Annotated in this window: 18 protein-coding genes and 1 pseudogene; 12 read left to right on the forward strand and 7 right to left on the reverse strand. The window is 30.9% G+C overall.

Annotated features, from left to right (window positions below):
* Positions 1-86 precede the first annotated feature (86 nt).
* From CHB67_RS16620 to CHB67_RS16645, 6 genes are all read left to right on the forward strand, one after another.
* The gene (locus tag CHB67_RS16620) at positions 87-1,814 is read left to right on the forward strand and encodes a sulfatase family protein (RefSeq protein WP_217900285.1); all 1,728 of its coding nucleotides are present in this window, start codon (positions 87-89) and stop codon (positions 1,812-1,814) included.
* A 181-nt stretch (positions 1,815-1,995) separates the two neighbouring features.
* Positions 1,996-3,450, forward strand: a complete 1,455-nt coding sequence (locus CHB67_RS16625) for a sulfatase (protein WP_089382936.1) — start codon at positions 1,996-1,998, stop codon at positions 3,448-3,450.
* Between the two features lie 1,508 nt (positions 3,451-4,958).
* Positions 4,959-5,399, forward strand: coding sequence for a DUF6943 family protein (locus CHB67_RS16630; RefSeq protein ID WP_245813598.1), 441 nt, complete (start codon positions 4,959-4,961; stop codon positions 5,397-5,399).
* 236 nt (positions 5,400-5,635) lie between these two features.
* A complete protein-coding gene (locus CHB67_RS16635; RefSeq protein ID WP_089382937.1) occupies positions 5,636-5,983 on the forward strand; it encodes a DUF2493 domain-containing protein in 348 nt (115 codons plus the stop codon).
* Positions 5,984-6,302: 319 nt separating this feature from the next.
* Positions 6,303-8,522, forward strand: coding sequence for an AAA family ATPase (locus CHB67_RS16640; protein ID WP_089382938.1), 2,220 nt, complete (start codon positions 6,303-6,305; stop codon positions 8,520-8,522).
* A 214-nt stretch (positions 8,523-8,736) separates the two neighbouring features.
* Positions 8,737-9,681 carry an alpha/beta hydrolase gene (locus CHB67_RS16645; RefSeq protein WP_089382939.1) on the forward strand — a complete coding sequence of 315 codons (945 nt, stop codon included), beginning with the start codon at positions 8,737-8,739 and terminating at the stop codon, positions 9,679-9,681.
* A 188-nt stretch (positions 9,682-9,869) separates the two neighbouring features.
* On the opposite strand, the gene CHB67_RS16650 is transcribed toward CHB67_RS16645, so the two are convergent.
* Both CHB67_RS16650 and CHB67_RS16655 read right to left on the reverse strand, forming a co-directional pair.
* The gene (locus tag CHB67_RS16650; RefSeq protein WP_245813600.1) at positions 9,870-11,057 is read right to left on the reverse strand and encodes a N(5)-(carboxyethyl)ornithine synthase; all 1,188 of its coding nucleotides are present in this window, start codon (positions 11,055-11,057) and stop codon (positions 9,870-9,872) included.
* A gap of 488 nt (positions 11,058-11,545) precedes the next feature.
* The gene (locus CHB67_RS16655; RefSeq protein ID WP_089382941.1) at positions 11,546-12,142 is read right to left on the reverse strand and encodes an NAD(P)H-dependent oxidoreductase; all 597 of its coding nucleotides are present in this window, start codon (positions 12,140-12,142) and stop codon (positions 11,546-11,548) included.
* A gap of 92 nt (positions 12,143-12,234) precedes the next feature.
* Here CHB67_RS16655 and CHB67_RS16660 point away from each other — a divergent pair, with 92 nt between their 5' ends.
* Positions 12,235-13,137, forward strand: a complete 903-nt coding sequence (locus CHB67_RS16660) for a LysR family transcriptional regulator (RefSeq protein ID WP_089382942.1) — start codon at positions 12,235-12,237, stop codon at positions 13,135-13,137.
* A 148-nt stretch (positions 13,138-13,285) separates the two neighbouring features.
* The gene (locus CHB67_RS16665) at positions 13,286-13,657 is read left to right on the forward strand and encodes a winged helix-turn-helix transcriptional regulator (RefSeq protein WP_089382943.1); all 372 of its coding nucleotides are present in this window, start codon (positions 13,286-13,288) and stop codon (positions 13,655-13,657) included.
* Here CHB67_RS16665 and CHB67_RS16670 read toward each other — a convergent pair.
* Positions 13,633-14,154 carry a lactoylglutathione lyase family protein gene (locus CHB67_RS16670; RefSeq protein WP_089382951.1) on the reverse strand — a complete coding sequence of 174 codons (522 nt, stop codon included), beginning with the start codon at positions 14,152-14,154 and terminating at the stop codon, positions 13,633-13,635. The genes CHB67_RS16665 and CHB67_RS16670 overlap by 25 nt on opposite strands.
* A 380-nt stretch (positions 14,155-14,534) precedes the next feature.
* On the opposite strand from CHB67_RS16670, the gene rsgA reads away from it, so the two are divergent.
* The 4 genes from rsgA (at position 14,535) to CHB67_RS16685 (ending at position 18,298) form a co-directional block, all read left to right on the forward strand.
* Positions 14,535-15,599, forward strand: a complete 1,065-nt coding sequence (gene rsgA / locus CHB67_RS16675) for a ribosome small subunit-dependent GTPase A (RefSeq protein WP_089382944.1) — start codon at positions 14,535-14,537, stop codon at positions 15,597-15,599.
* 186 nt (positions 15,600-15,785) lie between these two features.
* Positions 15,786-15,962, forward strand: a complete 177-nt coding sequence (locus tag CHB67_RS17280) for a hypothetical protein (RefSeq protein ID WP_176461313.1) — start codon at positions 15,786-15,788, stop codon at positions 15,960-15,962.
* Between the two features lie 218 nt (positions 15,963-16,180).
* Entirely contained in the window at positions 16,181-17,614 is a 1,434-nt protein-coding gene (locus tag CHB67_RS16680; protein ID WP_089382945.1) for an amidohydrolase family protein, read from the forward strand.
* 246 nt (positions 17,615-17,860) lie between these two features.
* Entirely contained in the window at positions 17,861-18,298 is a 438-nt protein-coding gene (locus CHB67_RS16685; RefSeq protein ID WP_089382946.1) for a hypothetical protein, read from the forward strand.
* 121 nt (positions 18,299-18,419) lie between these two features.
* Here the strand turns inward: CHB67_RS16685 and CHB67_RS16690 are convergent, their stop codons facing one another.
* From CHB67_RS16690 to CHB67_RS16700, 4 genes and pseudogenes are all read right to left on the reverse strand, one after another.
* Positions 18,420-18,923, reverse strand: coding sequence for a tRNA (adenine-N(6)-)-methyltransferase (locus tag CHB67_RS16690; RefSeq protein WP_089382947.1), 504 nt, complete (start codon positions 18,921-18,923; stop codon positions 18,420-18,422).
* Between the two features lie 5 nt (positions 18,924-18,928).
* On the reverse strand, positions 18,929-19,099 hold the full coding sequence (locus CHB67_RS17285; RefSeq protein ID WP_176461314.1) for a hypothetical protein: 171 nt from the start codon (positions 19,097-19,099) through the stop codon (positions 18,929-18,931).
* A gap of 17 nt (positions 19,100-19,116) precedes the next feature.
* The gene (locus CHB67_RS16695) at positions 19,117-19,350 is read right to left on the reverse strand and encodes a hypothetical protein (RefSeq protein WP_089382948.1); all 234 of its coding nucleotides are present in this window, start codon (positions 19,348-19,350) and stop codon (positions 19,117-19,119) included.
* Positions 19,347-19,526 (reverse strand): annotated as a pseudogene (locus CHB67_RS16700) (DUF5675 family protein); the annotation flags it as partial. The pseudogene CHB67_RS16700 and the gene CHB67_RS16695, both read right to left, overlap by 4 nt.

Consider the following 19,526-nt stretch of genomic DNA (forward strand, 5'->3'; position numbering starts at 1 on the left):
TAATTTGTTATCAATAATTTAAATTTCATATTTGCTTAATTCAAACAGTATTCAATAAATAAAAACATAAATTAATATTTAAAATAATGAATACACTTCAACAATTATCGTTTATCATCCTTTTGTTTACCTTTTTCAACGCAGAAAGCCAGCATTCAAAAACGGAAATGAAATCCATTGAAATAGCTTACAATCAAATTGATAGTGAAAAAGAGTTACATCCTTATGAAGGAGTTCAAAAAGTTGATGAATTAATAATCAATAAGAAAAAAGAGGTTGTCCAAGAAAAACCAAATTTTATATTTTTTATTGCAGATGATATGTATCCTGATATGTTCAATACACGTCCAGAAGGAAAGGGTGAAAATTTAACTCCAAATATTGATCGTTTAGCAAATGAAGGCGTTTTTATGACTGGTCAAATGGTTTCTTCACCAGTTTGTACACCAAGTAGATATAATAGTTTAACAGGCACTTATGCAAGTAGGGCAACCAATATAGAATTTACTGATTTCACAAAAGAAAATGAAGGTCAAACTGTGATACAATGGAATTCATTTATTACGCCAGGAAAAGAAAAAACGATCGGTAATTACTTACAAGAATTAGGTTATAAAACAGGTTTTGTTGGAAAAAACCATGCCATAGAAAGTTTAGAGCAAGTAGATCAATCTAAGAAACCCGATTTGTACGCAGATCCAACTGATCCAAAGGTAATAGCAGAATTAGAATACCGACATAAAATGTTACAAGAGGATATTAAAAATTGTGGGTTTGATTTTGCAGACAACCTATACCATGACAATCCAAATTGGCTAGGAATAAAAGCATTAGCATCTCAAAATATGGATTGGATAACCGAAGGTGGACTTCGATTTATTGATAACTACAAAGACAGTCCTTTCTTTTTATATTTTGCAACTACAATTCCTCATCATCCTTTGAATGCTGAAAACTCGTATGATGCTGATCCTAGAATTACTTCAAAAGGACTTTTAGAAGAGCCGTTAAATGTTCAACCTTCACGCGAATCATTAAAAATAAGAATCAAAGAGTCAGGTTTAAGTGGTGAGAAAAAAACTAATTTATTATGGATGGATGACGCCTTAGGTGCATTGATAAATAAATTAGAAGAAACAGGAAAATTAGATAATACAATTATAGTATTTTTTAATGATCACGGTCAAAACTCCAAAGGTACATTATATGAAGGCGGTATCCATTCGCAAACCATTATTTGGAAAAAAGGAGGCTTTAAAGTAGGAAATACAAGCGATGTGAAAGTTTCAAATATTGATTTTCTTCCAACAATTTTAGATTTTGCAGGTGTAAAAGAAACTTCAACTATTGGTGATGGTTACAGTTTTAAAGCAGCTTTAGATGGCGAAGAATTTATTCCAAGAAGCTCTAACTTTTATGAATTAGGATATGCAAGAGCAGTTGTTAAAGGAAAATATAAATACATAGCAATTAGATATCCTGAATATGCAACAAAACTAAATGCTGAAGAACGAGCAAAAATTCTAAAAGAATATAATGAATTTAGAGAGTCATTTGGAGGTGAAGCAATAAGTTACGATTCAACATTACCATATGGACACTTAGAAATGGTTCCAGGAGGTGGTGGCGCAGAACACGCAACCTATGGGAATAAATCAGGTTTTTTTGATGTAGACCAATTGTACGATTTAGAAGCTGATCCAATAGAAGAAAATAATTTAGCTTTAAAAGAAGCTTATAAAGCTGTGTTAGAGGAAATGAAAATAGAAATGCAAGAGCATTTAGATAAATTACCGGGTAAGTTTGAAATTTGAAATTTTCAAAAGAAGAAACGGATCAAATAAATAACCTTCTTATATCAAAAGGTAAGGAGACTAAAAAATAACACCCTTTTTTCATAAATAACAATTATTATGGCTTCCTAATTTTTGGTTTTAGTTTACGAACGAATCTATAATTAGGAAGTTTTTTTTTAAATTAACTATTTATTTTACAATGAAATATAAAATTCTTTTAATTTTCGGTATCGGTTTATTAATTTTAGGTTGTAAAACTACTACACCTCAAAAACCCAATATACTTCTTTTGTATATGGATGATTTACGTCCACAATTGAATTGTTATGGTCAAACTCAAATGCAAACTCCAAATATTGACAATCTAGCTAAGCAAGGTGTTTTGTTTAACAATGCTTATTGTAATGTTGCGGTTTGTGGAGCATCAAGAGCTAGTATGTTAACAGGAATGCGCCCTACAAAAAATATTTTTAGAGATTATAAAGTATTTGTACAAGATGATACTCCAAATGCTATAACGTTACCTCAACTTTTTAAACAAAACGGGTATACGACTATTTCAAATGGTAAAATATACCATCATTTAGATGATCGTGTGAGCGATTGGGATGAAGTTTGGAGACCTTATGCTTTTGAAGAAAATCCTGATGGTCTTGCGCCAACAGATTGGTGGGAAGGATTGTGGCGTGATTATTTATTGCCTGAAAATATTTTAATTTATCAAGCAACCAATAGTGGTCCTGCTTATGAAAGAGCTGACGTAAGGGATACAGATTATATTGATGGGTTGATGACTCAAAAAGTAATAAATGACATTGAAAAATTTAAAAATAATAAGGAACCTTTTTTTCTTACAGCAGGTTTTATAAGTCCGCATTTACCATTCAACGCACCAGCTCGTCATTGGGATAAATACCCTTCAAATTCAATTAAACAACCTTACAATAATTTTGTTGCTAAAAATGCGCCTGAAATATCTATTTCTAAATCAATTGAGTTACGACAATACACAGGAATTCCAGATAGAGGTCAAAAAGTTAATGATTCTACTGCTATTTCATTAATTCACGGTTATTATGCAACGGTGAGTTATGTAGACACTTTAATTGGAGATATTTTAAATAAATTGAAATCTTCAGGTTTAGATAAAAATACAATTATAGTTTTTGTGTCAGATCACGGTTATAATTTACAAGAGCACTCGCAGTGGGCAAAATGGACAAGCCATAGAATTTCAATGCAAATCCCTTTAATTATTTCATCTCCTTTTATTTCAACATCGGGGAATACCAATGCTTTAGTAGAATTGGTGGATATTTACCCAACAATTGCTCAATTGTGTGATATAGAAATTCCAAATAAACAATTGGAAGGGAAAAGTTTAGCACCCATTTTACACAATCCTAATTTAGAAGGGAAATCACATATATTTATAAATAACACCAATGGTTATACTATAAAAACACAGAAATATAGTTATACAGAATATATAAATCCAATAAATAATAAATTAATTGATCGTATGCTCTACGACCATGATAAAGACCCAGATGAGAATGAAAATGTAGTAGAAACAGCTGAATATGCTAAAATAGTTGATGATTTACACAAAGAACTTCATAGTAGTTATTATGCAAATATCTATGGAGAATAATAATAGCTATTAAAAAGAAGTGTCTTTATAAAATCATGTTTTAAGTTATTTTAAATGAATGAAATTTTTAGGATAATGCTATCTTGATTAATTTTAAGAATCATTTGTATCTCCATTGTTGAAATTGAATTAAGTTTCAGTTTTAGATGCTTATTAAAACACCTCATTTCCAGCAGTATCCCGTTCCATTGCATACAGCTTGCAATTCCACGCATAAAAGCTTACTGAAAGGTAAGCATTTATCTTTGCCTTTGCCCTCTGAAATCCGTTTCCAAAAAAACAACAGAACAAAGTACAAACATTTGTGCAGGTAATAAGGTGTTCACAATACGCTCCATTTTGTTTCATAAAATATAATTACAAGGGCATTTTAGTAAATAAACTAAAATCAAAACTCCTCACCTTTTAAGGGGAGGTGCCAAAGGCGGAGGGGTTAAACAATACCCTTGTACTTACCATAAGTTGCACTAATCGTCCACAGTCCTCATTTAGCACAATTTATTTATTTTACTACACACAATACACGTATTGCTCACGCATAGCTATCTTTTGCCCCTAAAACCCATTTAGGTATGAATTCAAAATTATTAGGGGCAAACCGCTATTACACAATTTGGCTCGCCTGCTGCTCACTTCGGGCTGATCGGGTTGTCACAGTTTTTGCAGTACTTACTTCAGAATAAACCAATCCATTTTGCATATGATTTACCCCCTCTTTATCACTTGGGATTAAACCATATCGCAAACGCGCACAAGAGCAATCCATTTCGTTAAAATCCTACTTTTAAATAGCCTGCTTCTAAAATAGTAAACTCACCAAAACGACCTATTTTAATTTCTGTAGCAATTCAAGTTTTAGAAGCGGCTAAGTATCCAAAGAGCGCAGCGGTCTGGATACGATAGCGGATAAAACGCTAGAATTCCAGGAAATTAAAATAAGTCTTGATTTTTTGGTTCGTTTTGCATCAAGGCAAAATGAACAATACAAATAAATAGCCACTCCATTCTTTGCCCTTGCCTTTCCCACCGCATAAATAGGAACAAAAAAAGTAGTCAAAAACTTAGCCAACCCTGCGTGTGCCACGTAGTTGTTGCACGTACTTATGCCGATGGCAACGTACTTTTGCCTCAACACCCTACGTTCGAACTCGCTAGGCGGCTCGCATTAATGCTATCGCATTAGGCAGCCATTACCTGCAAATGAATAATCCTAAAACCACTATATAAAGAATAATCCTACTACAAAAAAAATAAAAAAGTTAGCAAATTTCGGTTGTTCCCTTCGTCAGCCACACTTATGTAATCAAGGTCAAGCCCTACGGGTTTTGAAAAAAATCTCCACCTTAGAATTCGTTTTTAATAAAAATATTAAATAAAAGAAAACTGCTAACTGTTACTGTAAACTGTCAACTAAAATACGGTAGTATTTTCTCCAAAAACCTTGACAACATTTGCCTCACAACCTAACCTGCTGCTATCTTTTTTCTTTCTCTTCCGAAAAAAATTACATGCGCGATAGCGCTTATAATTTTAATTCCGGAACTATGCTTACTTATGAAATCAAAACCCACCAACCAGGAAGGACCTACAACAAACCTCACTTTTTTATTCTAAATAAAGGCTTAAACAGTGGAAAACCACTGGATCAACCTTGCCCCAATTGTTTTGTAATTACAACATCTTCAGAACAAGCTCGTGAATCCTTGTATTATTTATGCTTATCACTTAAAATTGGTCGATTTTTCAACTACTATTTGAAAGGAAGTGTCATTCCTTTTATCTGTATTTCAGATGCAAAAAAAGTAATCAATACAGCACTTCAAAACAACCAAGAGCAACAATGGAAAATCAAAGTTGAAAAGCTTAAAAAAATAAATGCATTTGAAGAAAACCTGCAGCAGCAACTTGCAGTAATCAAGCAACTAAAAATTGCATTGCTGAGGTCTTAATAAAAATACCTCTCCCCCTTTTCAAGGGGGACAAAGGGGGTAAAACGTCATCATGAACTAGGTCACTGAGAGGAGTCGAAGTGCAAACAAAGTGTCATTCCCAGCTTGACTGGGAATCTCATTCTGAACTGTCATTCTGAACTGTCATTCTGAGCGCAGTCGAAGAATCTCATCATCAAAAACCTAATCGTCATTCTCAGCTTGACTGGGAATCTCAACATTTAAAACTAAAAAATATGAAACTAATAATAGCAGGAAGTAGAACCTTCACCAACTACCAAAAATTAAAACAAATCTGTGGCCACTTCCTCCAGGATCAAAACAATATTGAAATCGTAAGTGGAACCTGCAGAGGAGCAGATCAATTAGGCGAACAATACGCAAAAGAAAGAGGATACAAACTCACACAATTCCCTGCAGACTGGAAACGATACCGAAAAGCAGCAGGACCAAAACGCAATGAACAAATGGCAAATTATGCAGACGCATTAATTGCCTTTTGGGATGGTGAAAGCAAAGGAACTAAAAATATGATTGACTTAGCAAAACAAAATAATTTGAAAGTAAGAATTATTGATACTTAATAATTGCCTAACAATAAAAAAATGAGTTCACAATACAGTTTCCCGTAATCTCAATTCAATTTTGTATCATAAATTTGAAATCATCAAATGAATCCAAATCATATCTAAATTCATTCTAAATTAACAACAAACATATTTTATGAGCTCTTTTTTGTTAAATTAGTACATTCGAAAAATTGCACAATCAAAAATCATAAAACAGATACAAAATGCTTTTATCTAGGGAATTTGACCTGGGTAAACATACTTAATATAAGTATATAACGAAGTTGTGCGTCATACGACCAAACTCTCGTGAAAAAGAAAAATTGAATGAAAAATGATAACAAAAATTGACCTTAATAAAGTAGCTAGTTACAAAACTCAAGTAACTTTAGAAACAGATAAAGAGTTAAATCTTATTTATGGATTAAATGGGACTGGTAAAAGTACATTGTCAGATTATCTTTTAAAAAGAACAGATGAAAAGTTTAAAGATTGTTCTGTTCTTGGTTTAGATGAGAATCACGAAATACTTGTTTATAATCAGACATTCATTCAAGAAAACTTTTTCGAATCTGAAAGTTTAAAAGGAATTTTCACTCTTTCAAAAGAAAATAAAGAAGCTATTACAAAGATTTCTAATGCACAAAAAGAAATAGAAAAAATTGACAAAGAAAGAATCAAAAAAACCGAAGAACTAGAAACTGAGAAAATATCAATAAGTAAAAAGCTTGAAAACGCAAAAAATACTATTTGGAAAATAAAAACGGATTTTAGTGGTGGCGACCGTGTTCTCGAGTTTTGTTTGGAAGGTAATAAAGGCTCAAAAGACAATCTATTTAATCATATTCAAGGATTAACAAAGTCAGCTGTTAAACCAACCAAAAGCATTGATGATTTAAAAAATGAGGTTCAGGCAATAATGGGAGAAAATGCTCAAAAATATGCCTATGTTCCTAAAATTACATTCTCATCTTCAAATTTAGAAATTGAAAAGATTTTCGACAAACAAATCGTAGGTAATGAAAATAGTAGTGTCTCTGAATTAATCACAAAACTTGGAAACTCTGATTGGGTAAAATCGGGATTAAAACATTTACCTGAAGAACCATTTGAGGAAAATGTAGATTGTCCTTTTTGTCAAGAAAAAACCATTTCAAACGAATTAATAGAAAACATAAAGGATTACTTTGATGCTTCGTATGAAGCAGATATTAAATCTATAAAAACTTTTCTTGAGGAATATTCACAAGCAATTCAGCAAATTCCAAACAAAACAATTTTTGAAGCCAATCCCAAATTTGAAACATTCAAACAAGATTTTGAAATTAAATTTAGCGCATTTAATCAACTGATTAAGTCGAATAAAAAAAAGATTGAAGAAAAGACAAAAAATCCAAGTGTACCGAAAACTCTTGAAGATTCAACGAAATCATTAGAAGAAGTCAATGAAGTTATAAGTAAAATTAACGCTTCGATTTTAGAACATAACGATAAAATTGATAAAAAAGCGACAGTAAAAACAGGAATAAAAAAGACTTTTTGGCAAATTATGCGTTGGGATTATGACCAAACAATTAGTTCATACCTTTCAGATAAAGGTACATCAAAAACTAAAACAGATTTGCTTAATACTGCTATTAAAGGTTTTGAAAAAACAATTCTTGAACAGCAATCAATCATATCCGAACAACAAAAACAAACAGTTAATATTGAAAAAGCAATTGCAAATATTAATGATGGATTAATTGACTTGGGAATTACTGATTTTAAAATTGAAAACCACAAAGAAAACCTTTACAAAATAGTTAGAGGAGAAAACAAGGAAAGAATATTTCGTTCATTAAGTGAAGGAGAAAAAATGATAATAAGTTTCCTATACTTTCTTGAAATGTGCAGAGGAAAACAAGATGCAACAGAAACAGGAAAAAAGAAAATTATTGTCATTGATGACCCAATTTCTAGTCTTTCTCATATCTATGTTTTCAATATTGGAAGATTAATTAAAAACGAATTTTTTGGTAAAAAAGAAACAAAAAAAGATGAGGAGACAGGAGAAAAAGTGAACATTTGGAAATATAATTACGAACAAGTATTTATATTAACTCATAGTCTTTATTTCTTTTACGAGATTACAGAAACAAAACACGATGAACGAAAAGAAACTCAAAAACTATTTAGGCTTATAAAAAACAATGATGGTAGTCGCTTTCAAAAAATGAAATATGAAGAAATTCAAAATGATTATCAAGCTTATTGGTATATTATAAAAGATGAAAATCAACCACCAGCTTTGATTGCAAATTGTATGAGGAATGTAATAGAATATTTCTTCAATTTTGTAGAGAAAAAAGATTTAAATAACTTTTTCAGACAAGAGCCACTGAATACAAACAGATTTCAAGCTTTTCACAGATACATAAATAGAGAATCTCATTCTTTAGGACAAAATATATTTGACTATAAGGAATTTGATTATGCAGATTTTAAAGATGGTTTTGCAGAATTATTTAAGGCAGCAGGTTATGAGGAACACCATAAAAAAATGATAAAATAAAAAGTACGAACGCACAACAACTGGTATAAAAAATTGCTAAATTCAATAAAATAGAATGTTTCTAAAATATAAATAACTTAAATTTAAACATCGGAAAATTACGTTTTCAAAAACGCAACTTTCCATACCAAAAACCGTTGCCAGTAATTAGATTAAACCAAATGCGATTGAAACTGTCCAAAGATTTATAAATATCTAAGATAAAACTTGTAAAATGAAAACGATGAAACCTATCAAGGTAATTATAACCTTATTAATTACATTAAATTTTTCTTATGCTCAAAATAGTAAACCTGCACCTGATTTAGCGAATGTTAAATATAGTGAGCATGAACGAAATGTTTTAGATGTTTGGTTTGCAGATTCTAACAAAACGACTCCTATGGTAATTTATATACATGGAGGAGGCTTTAAATCAGGAAGTAAAGAGAAAATCAAGGCTAATGAATTGTCAGAATTGTTAGAAGCAGGAATTTCAGTTGCATCAATAAATTATCGATTATTATCAAATGCTCCCTTGCCAGCAGCACATATTGATGCGAAGCATGCTTTACAGTTTATACGTTCAAAAGCTATGGAATGGAAAATAGATAAGGATAGAATCGGTTTATTTGGAGGGTCTGCCGGTGCACAAATTTGTATGTGGCTAGCCTTTAGCAACGATATGGCTAATGCAGATAGTGACAACCCTATTGAAAGGGAATCAACAAGAGTTACTTGTATAGCACCTATTATTGGGCAAACAACTATGAGTTCAGAGTTTTGGACAGCACTAGCTGATAGACATTTGAAGGATGAAAACGGTTCAGATTATATAGCAAAAATATTTGGAGATACTACTAGAAGAGATCGAAATCGTATGGCTACGTATGGTACTAAAACACTTAAAGAAGCCGATAAAATTGCTGATGATTTATCAGCGTTATCATTGATTTCGGCTGATGACCCTCCTGTTTTTATGAGTTACTTTATGTCTCCAGATGCAAAGGTTCCTAACAATCCAAGGAAAGTTAGAGGTTGGGTAATTCATCATGTAGATTTTGGAATAGCGCTTAAAGAAAAAATGGACGAATTAAATATTGAAGCCGATTTAAAGTATCCAGGATCTAAAACAAAATATAATTCATTAGTTGAGTTTTTTGTGGATAAGTTATCGTAAAAATAAAATTGTGTGGAATAGAATAAAAACTACTGGCAACACCTCATAAAATTTATGCTTTATTTAATAAGGCTAAATAAAGAAGCCCGTTGTGTAAAATGGCAGGTTTTCAATCGGAAATAAACAATCGAGAATGAATGAACCAAAGGTTGTTACCTAAAATTCTTGACCACTATCCAATTTGTAGTTTAAATCACTAAATGTGGATAAGCCTTTTGACGATTCTGAAATCTAAGTATGGTGTCTTTCACAATAACGCCCTCATCAATATTTATTGAATTTTGGATAGTTTTATTTTGCATCCAACTTTCTCTACCATTTATCACAGATGGTAAATGTACAATTAGTGCAGCAGAAATAGACCTTGAAGCACTCTCCCAAAAATAACTTGGTGTATGATCAACTGCATAATAATCAATTTTATTAACTGATATAATTGGATTTTTAAAAGTAGTTGGCTTAGCAAAATAAAAACCCATTCCCTCATCACAACTCACGTCTATAATTAATGTGCCTTGTTTTAAACTATCCTTTTCCTCTTCAATTACAAAATTGAATGGATCATCAGTATCTTGAAAAGTACCATTAACTATTATTTCGGATTCACTAATCAAGTCTGAAAAAGGTCTTTCTGACCCATCATGTTCCACAACAAGTAGTCGAGGCTCGTTTGTTTTTCCCCTTCTAATGCGGACATATTCCACATCGAGTATCTCTTCTCTTACTTCATGGTCAGGTCTTTGAATACATATCGTAATTTCTCGGAAACCATGAGCTTTTAATGCATAAATAGCGCCTCTACTTACGGCACCAAAACTTAAAATGATTACCTTTCTTTGATTTCCATAATGTCCATCTATTCCCTTAAGTTGTAAAGCATGTATAACTGCACTGTAACCAGCCATTTCATTGTTTTTATAGAAAGTATGTCTACCAATCTGTCCATTTGGATTCCAAACAAACATATCTTCAAAAGCAATTAACGTTAAATTTCTATCAATAGCCGTTTGTGTAACCTGCATTTGCTGAGCGCAATGAGGGTACCCCCAAAGCACACCGCCTACTTTCAATTCTTCTAAATCGGATAATATTGGTTTAGCAATAATAACCGAACCTATTTCAGATAATATTTCTTTTCTAGTAGCTGTTCCTCCCGTTTGTTTTGCTATTTCTTCATCTTCAATATTGAAAGGTATCCCATATCCTTTTTCAAAAACAAGTTGTTTTCTAATATGTTCAGGAATTCTTTTTATGTGTTCAGGATGAATTGGCACACGTCTTTCATCTACTTTTTTTGAAGTTCCTACAACTCCCATTTTTAATAAAGCCATTCGTTTTTTTTTATTGAAGTCAACACCTATTAATGAAATAAGCAAGACATCATCATAATATTCATTTAACAGAATACTTACTAATAATCAGTCATTAAGTTGATAACTAGCGCGTCAAAATCAGAAAGAATCTTCAAAAAAGAACCTTATTAGTTCATTGTAATAGAACCAGAAGTATGATTAACATCAACGGATAAATAATCCAACACCAAAGGTAGCTTATATAATTGTACTATTCGATTACAATGAACAAAACCTTATAAAACAGCAATTTAAGATAAAAAAAAAGACGGAAATTTAAATCGGTAAAATTTGAAGTACAGTGTTGAAATAAATTGAATGTTGAAATGATAAATAATTGAAACCAAAAGACACTTTATACAACAACTCATAAAATTTATGTTTAAATTTGATTTAGTACAAACGACAAACATTCAACTAACAATTTGCTACGTCCGAAAAATCTCCGATTTTCCAAACGCATAAATCTTATAAAAACCCACTAGACTGCATTTCGCAACCAAACCAGATAATTACAAATTAATTATTAAATCATTTAAAAAAGCACTGTAATTATTCAACTCAAAAGGAACATCTGCATTTTTTTCCATATCGTGAAAATGATGTGTTGCTAGTAATTCCATTCCTGTAAAGGCATTCATTCTGTGAAACCCAAACATAGCACCTTCATCTACACTTTTTTGATTAAAAAATTCATTTTCTAAAGTAAATGCGGTTTTAGGTGCATTCCAACTTGTAGTAAGTATATATTTTTTTCCGTGCATTAAACCACCAGTTCCGTAATTGATGTTTGGATTTTTTCTACTTCTTCCATCACTTGCATAAATTCCATTTTGATGACCTTCCGTAAAAACTTCATCTATATATTTTTTAAATCCAAAAGGTATTTGAAACCACCAAATTGGCGTATGATAAATCACGATATCTGCCCATTTAAATTTTTCTACTTCTTCCTTTGCATTATAATTGTCACCTACTTGAGTAAATTTCACTTCAAATTCTTCACGCGTATCAAAATATGAAATAGTAGTGTTAAAAAGTGTTTCGTTAAATCTTCCACCAGAATGTGCAAATGGATGACTTCCATTAATTATAAATATATTTTTCATTTGTCTCTTATTTTATTCGGACAAAATTAAACCAATATTAATCATTATAAAAATAATACAATTCATATCTTTGTATAAATATTGTAATAGTTATGGTGAATTTAGAATGGTATAGAACATTTAAAGAAATATATGAAAATGGAACTTTAACTAAAGCTTCTATTGCTTTATATGCTTCTCAACCCGGAGTTAGTGTGCACTTAAATGCACTAGAGGCTTATGTTGGCAAAAAACTATTTGAGCGAACTTCGAGAAAAATGATTCCAACAGAGGATGGGAAATTTTTATATGAATATATTATTGAATCTTTAAAAAAACTTGAAATAGCAGAACAGCATTTTAAAAAAACAACGCAAGAAAAAAATCCATCTTTAAACATTGGAATGTGTTCAGAAATGTTTCAACTTATTATTGAACCCGAAATCCCAAAACTAGACTTTGACCTAGTAGCTAGATTTGGAGCACATACCGATTTAATAAAAGATCTAAACAACGGCATTTTAGATTTAGTAATAACGCCTAAAAAACAGAATGAAAAAAAATCATTGGTTGAGTATGTTCCGTTTTCAAAAGAAAGAATCATTTTAATAGCTGGAAACAAAACGGATACAAATCAAATACAAAACCACATTAAATCTAATAATTTAAGTAAACTAGAAGACGAACTACTTCAAAATGTTTGGTATAGTTCATCAAACGAAATGGAACATTTTAGACGTTTTTGGTTTGAGAATTTTAATAAGAAACCCGCTTTCAAACCAAACTATATTTTACCAAATATTACTTCTATTATAAGATGTTTAAACAATGGAAACGGACTTGCATTAGTTCCAGATTTTTTATGTCAAGAACAAATTTTAAGAAATGAAATAAATTTAGTTTGGGAAGGAAAAGTAAAAACGGAAAATACCTTATATTTTGCATCAAGAACAGATTTGAAATACAAAAAAGAATTAAATACAATTAAGAATATATTTACATCAAAAATGAAATAAATGCAGTACAACAATGCAAATAAAAAATCCTTAATTCAATAAAATAAAATGTTAAATAAACATAAATTTAAACATTGGAAAATTACGGTTTCAAAAACACTACTTTTCATGCACTAAATCGTTACCCCTTCATTTAAAAAAAGCAACAATGAATAATGACATAAATAAAGAAATTATAAAATATAACAACAAAGAATTTAACTGTTCTCTAGCTTTTACACTACTATTGATAGGAGACAAGTATAAGAGTTTAATTCTTTTTCATCTAAAGGATGGAGCTCAAAGGTCAGGTGAATTACAAAAAAGTATTACAGATATTTCAAACAGAATGTTTACTTATTCTATTCGTGCATTAGAAAAGGATATGTTGGTTAAGAGAACTGTTTTTCCTGTTACACCACCGAAAGTGGAATATGAATTAACTGAGGCAGGTAAATCACTTATCCCCATTATTCTAGAATTGAATAAATGGGGAAAGGATTTTGCAAGCAAGCATCACTTATATGCTCCTGGTGAGTAGTGAAGTTCATAAGAGTGTGAGTATATTTCGAATACTGTTCCAAAAGGATCTTCCACATAAACCATACGGTATGGTTTATCTCCTGGATAATACTCTCTGATAGGCATTCTTTGTTTACCTCCAGCATCTACAATTTTTTTAACAAGCCCTTCCACATCAGGGTCTTGTATTGAAAAGTGAAATAAACCTGAGCGAAATGGCTCAAAAACAGGCTCTTGTTCTTTACTTTCCTTAAATTCGAACAGCTCGAAGCCAATCTTATCTCCCGTAGAAAGATGGGCGATTTTAAAAGTTCCCCATCCTTCGCCAAAAACATCAATACACATTTGACCAATAGCCGTTTCATTTTCTTCTTTTACTACTGTTGGTTCCATAATAATATAAAACCCTAATACTTCAGTATAAAACTTAACCGCTTCTTCAATGTTAGGAACAGTGATTCCAATGTGAGAAAATGTTTTAGGGTAAGGTTTTACAGATTCATTTAAATTACTCATTTTGTTTTTGTTTTGTGAATAACTAAAAGTTGATAACATTAATATGAAAACAACTATTGCATAATTCTTGTTCATTATTTATTCTTTTAAATTTGACGCAAAATAAAGACATAAATCAATGCAAAACAAGATGTTACACAGATTGCAGATAGTTACATAAATGTGTATTTTTAAGATTCTCAGTAGTTTATAGATGAAAAAAAAATAAAAAAATGAAAAGAAAAAAGCGATGGGGTAACAATGTACATCAAAAACAGCTTCATTTAGTTAAATAGAATGTTTCTAAATCATAAATAGCTTAAATTTAACTATCAGAAAATTACGTTTTCAAAACGTAATTTTCCATACCTTAAACCGTTAATACGATAAAGAACATTGCAATGACTCTTGAAGATTTAGGATATAAAACTGAATTAGAAAAATATAGAAAAGAACAAAACTTAGATTGTTTTGCAATTGGTCGCGTAATTTCAGAACATAAGGATAGATATATTGTCAAAACTAAAAATACAGAATATGATTCTGAACTTATTGGAAATTTGAGATTTACAGCCAATTCTAAAAACGATTTACCTGCAGTTGGTGATTGGGTTGCTATTTCTGAATATGATGAAAATAAGGCTATAATTCACTCAGTTTATCCCAGGTATTCAATACTAGAAAGAAAAGCTGTTGGTAAATTAGGTCAAACTCAAATAATTGCTACAAATATTGATTTTGCCTTAATCGTGCAGTCTGTTAATAGAGATTTCAATCTAAATCGAATAGAACGGTATTTAACAATTTGTTACTCTTCAAAAATAGAACCAATTATAGTTTTGAGTAAAATTGACTTAATTGAAAAATCCGAATTGGATAAAATACTAGAGCAGCTTAATAAAAGAATAAAAAACATTTCCATTATTTCATTAAGTAACCAATCTAAAATTGGAATAGACCAAATAAAATCTAAATTAAAAAAGGGTAAAACATATTGTTTATTAGGTTCTTCGGGAGTTGGAAAATCAACTCTTATTAATAACCTAGTTGGTGAAAAATTAATGACAACAGGTGAAATTAGTAAGAGTATTGATAGAGGAAAGCATATTACTAGCCATAGAGAATTAATCGTTACAGAAAATGGAATTTTAATTGACAATCCAGGAATGAGGGAAGTTGGAATTACAAATTCTACTGTTGGATTAGAAATCACATTTGATGAAATATTAGAGCTATCTCATAAATGTAAATTCAATGATTGTACACATACGAATGAAAAAGATTGTGCAATTTTAAAAGCGGTTGAAAAAGGAAAAGTTGACTCTGAATCCTATATGAATTTTCTAAAAATGGAACGTGAAAAAGATTTTTTTGAATCAAGCGTAGAGGAAAGGAAAAAGAAAGATAAAAATTTTGGTAAAATGGTTAAAAATTTTAAAAAACAAAGAAACCTAGATAAGTATTAAACACAACAGTTCATATAATTTATGGTTGCTTTTAAACTAAAATCAAACCGACAAACATTCAACTAACGATTTGTTACGTCCGAAAAATCTCCGATTTTCCAGTCGTACAAATCTCATAAAAGCCCGTTGTAATTTATTGCGGGTTATCTTTAAAACATATATATTATTAATTTAATACTAAACAAAATGACAAATAAAAAAAACGACAAAAGTACTTGGGCTATTGGAGGAGGAGTAATTATTGGTATTGGAGTTGGATTCTTTTTCTTACAAAAATCACCTCTTGCATTTGTTGGATCTATACTTATAGGATTAGGAATTGGGCTAATAATAACTTCTATTATTTCTAGCAAAAAAGGATAATTTTTATCAAAACCGAAAATTTGAAAGTATCAAATCAAGCAAAATTAGATTTATATTTTTTATAAATTAACTTTGAATCTATTTTATAAAATTAGTACTTTGAAAAAACGGCACAATCAAAAATCATAAAAAGGTTACAAAATGCTTTTATCTAGGAAATTTGACCTAGATAAACATACTTAATATTATTATATAACTAATTAGCAATAATTACAAAAATGAAATACTTGAAAAGAATAATAAAAATAATTTCAGCTTTATTATTAACATTAACTATTGTAGTTATCGTTTTCTTAATAGTTGATGTTTATAATACCGCATATCTCAAAATTAAAAACAACCCTAGTCTACATGAAACTTCTTACTTAATAACCAACATCAATATTGTACCTATGTCAAAAGACACCATTTTGGCACATAAAACGATATGGGTGAAAAACGGAATTATTGAAAACATCGCTGATTCAATTCAGGTGGAAGGCATTGAAATCATAGATGGGGAAAACAAATTTTTGTCTCCAGGATTAATTGATATGCATACTCACCTATGGGACAAACAAGAGCTTGGACTCTATCTAGCCAATAGTGTGACCACCATTAGAAATTTATGGGGATACCCTATGCATTTAAGAATAAAGAAAGCCTTAAACGACGAGAATATTATTGGCCCGCTACTTTATACTTCCGGTCCCAAACTAACAGGTGAAAAAGACTTGGGAGATGACAAAGTACAGGTCAGCACTCCTGAAGATTCTAAACGATTGGTTATATCCTATAAAAAACGAGGGTTTGATTTTATTAAAACCTATGCTGGTTTACCAGAAAACATTGAAAATGCTATTTTAGAACAATCAATCCTTTCTAATATTTCGATTGTTTCTCATCCCAGCCGAGAAATACCTTATCTAGACCAATTTCAACCTCAAATATCGAGCATTGAACATGTGGAAGAAATTGTTCAACAAGCACTCGAGTACAAACTTGACAGTTTAAAACTAGACACGATAATTCAAAAATTCGTTAGTACCCAAAAATCATTTTGTCCAACATTGACAGGCTACTACAAGATTTTTGAAATGCTTGAACTAGGTGAAGATGTTTTGACATCAGACCCCGCCTATTATGTAAATCCGCTAATGCAAAAGTTTGATAGTAAGGTACAATACGATAGATGGGCAAACGAAAAAGAAAATAATAGCTCCATCAAAACAGATATCTATGCACAACATCAATTTCATTTATACATCATAAAAAGGATGAATGAAGCTGGAGTAAATATAATTTGTGGAACAGACGCAGGCATAGGCATAACAGCCCCTGGGTACTCTATTCATCAAGAACTCGCATTCTACAAAGAAGCAGGATTAAGCAATTATGACGTATTAAAAACAGCAACAATTAATCCAACCAAAACACATAAAGAATTGGAACAAATTGGATCTATTGAGAAAGGCAAGTTGGCAAATTTTATATTGACATCTAAAAATCCTCTTGAAGATTTGAGCGTTTTGAATAATCCTGAATGGGTTATGGTAAAAGGTAGAAAAATTGATAAAATATTATTGAATGAATTAACAGAAAATGCTCTAGACCGAAATAATTTAGTTGTAACTGGTTTGAGGTATGCAGAATATTTATTCATTGAAAAATAAAAACTATTGCTAACACCGTATATAATTTATTGCTAGTTTTTGCCTACTTATGAAAATCCTCCCGAATTTTTCTATTCGGTCTGTATTTGCTAAATTAGGTATTTAAATCACGCAACAAATCATATACAAATACAGTCAGCGTGCATTAGAGAAATTGCCAAAATTATTACTACTATTCTTATTTTAAGAATTCTTAATTTTATTCTAAAATAGATTTGTTATTCATTCTGATAAAATATTACAAATATGATTAAGACAGCACAATATAAGATACTTCCTGAAATGAAAATTATAATTGAATATTTTTCAGTTGAGACAGTTTTAGATGACATGATTTCTCATCGGAAGGTTTTAATTCAAGATAATAATTATAATCCTAATTATAATTTTGTTACTGATTTTCGTGATACAAACCTTAATTTCAGTGAATCTGATTTACTTTCATATATCGATTTTGCAAAAACATATCCAAATATGGCAGCCAAAAGACGTGGAGCAATACTAACTGAAAACCCTAAACAAACTGTGATATCACATTTATTTATTTTAAATCTTGATGACTTACCTTTCATTGTCGATATTTTTAGTACCATGGACGCTGCATTAAGGTGGGTTGGTCTTTCATCAACTTATAAAGAAATAATTGAGAATGAAATTAGTAGGATGAAAATTAACGCCCGTTAACACATTGTATAAAAAATTGTAGTTGCAGTGCATGTTTCAAGGTTTTCACTTCTATTAAAGTTTAGTTTAGCTAGATAAGGAAGTGCTTCGAAATCGGCAACTTTTCATACCATCATCGTTCTCATAACTCTTCTATTACAATTTGTTTCGGTAAAAAATTCCAGCAATAATAACTACTGCTAAACGTAATTTTATGTTTAGTAAAACCATTATTTATAAATTGCATCCGTTTATCAAACAGCAATAACTGTAGTTCTTTTGTTTTAAATAATTGTTTCGGAGCAGCATCATTTAGCCAAGTATTGGTCATAATTAATGCAAAGGGTTTATTAAAAGATAATGCTCTTTCAAAGTATTTCCGTTTGTTAGTAAACGGTGGGTTACTAATTAATACATCCCAATGTTGAGGTTCATAAGAAAAGAAATCTTGTCCTGCTGCAATATGACTAAACACCACTTTGTTTTGTTGGCTAATTTGTTTTACAAATTCACTTTCTTTAGTGTCAAAAGGGCACCAAACAATGGCATTTTTAGGAATGTATTTTAAAATGGGAGTTACTCCATAAGCGGGTGTATAACATTCATCATTCTTGCCTTTACTGTACAATACCTTCTTACTATTCATAGGTTTTAATTTGAAAATAATTTCTTCAAAATATAAGAAACAAAAAAACTAACTACTGCACCAATAACAGCCATTACAATGGTAAAAACCACATCGTGCAAAGTAATATTTAAAATGGTGGAGAGAAAAGTACCACCAACAATCCCGGAGCGTAATTGTAAATTATTTTGTTCCATCTTTCAAAGTCTTAGTCTCAGTCTTCGTCTTCATCTTGGTCTTCGTCTTGGTCAGAAACCACAGCTTGGCTAACAGCCGTAGCCACAGTTCCGGCAACAGTTAAATAAGTCGCCACAGTTACCAAAATAGCAGGTAAACTAATTGGAGCTGCAATAATAACACCACCAGCAGCGGCCAATGCAATACCTATATTTCTAAGTTTTCTAAAAAATGTAGGAGTCTTTTTTTTATATCGAGTAGTTAATTTCATAATGAAGATGTTATGGTTAATGTGATGTTTTCTTTTCGGTCAAATGCTTGGTAGCAACTAGAAATTATTTTTTGAAATAACGGTGTAGATTTCAATCCTTTTCCAATACCAGTCAATGTTGAAACAGGAGCCAAACAACCTTTCAATTCTTTTTTTGCATCATTGGCAGGATGTAT

The organism is Lutibacter agarilyticus (assembly GCF_900188235.1).
Taxonomy (GTDB): domain Bacteria; phylum Bacteroidota; class Bacteroidia; order Flavobacteriales; family Flavobacteriaceae; genus Lutibacter; species Lutibacter agarilyticus.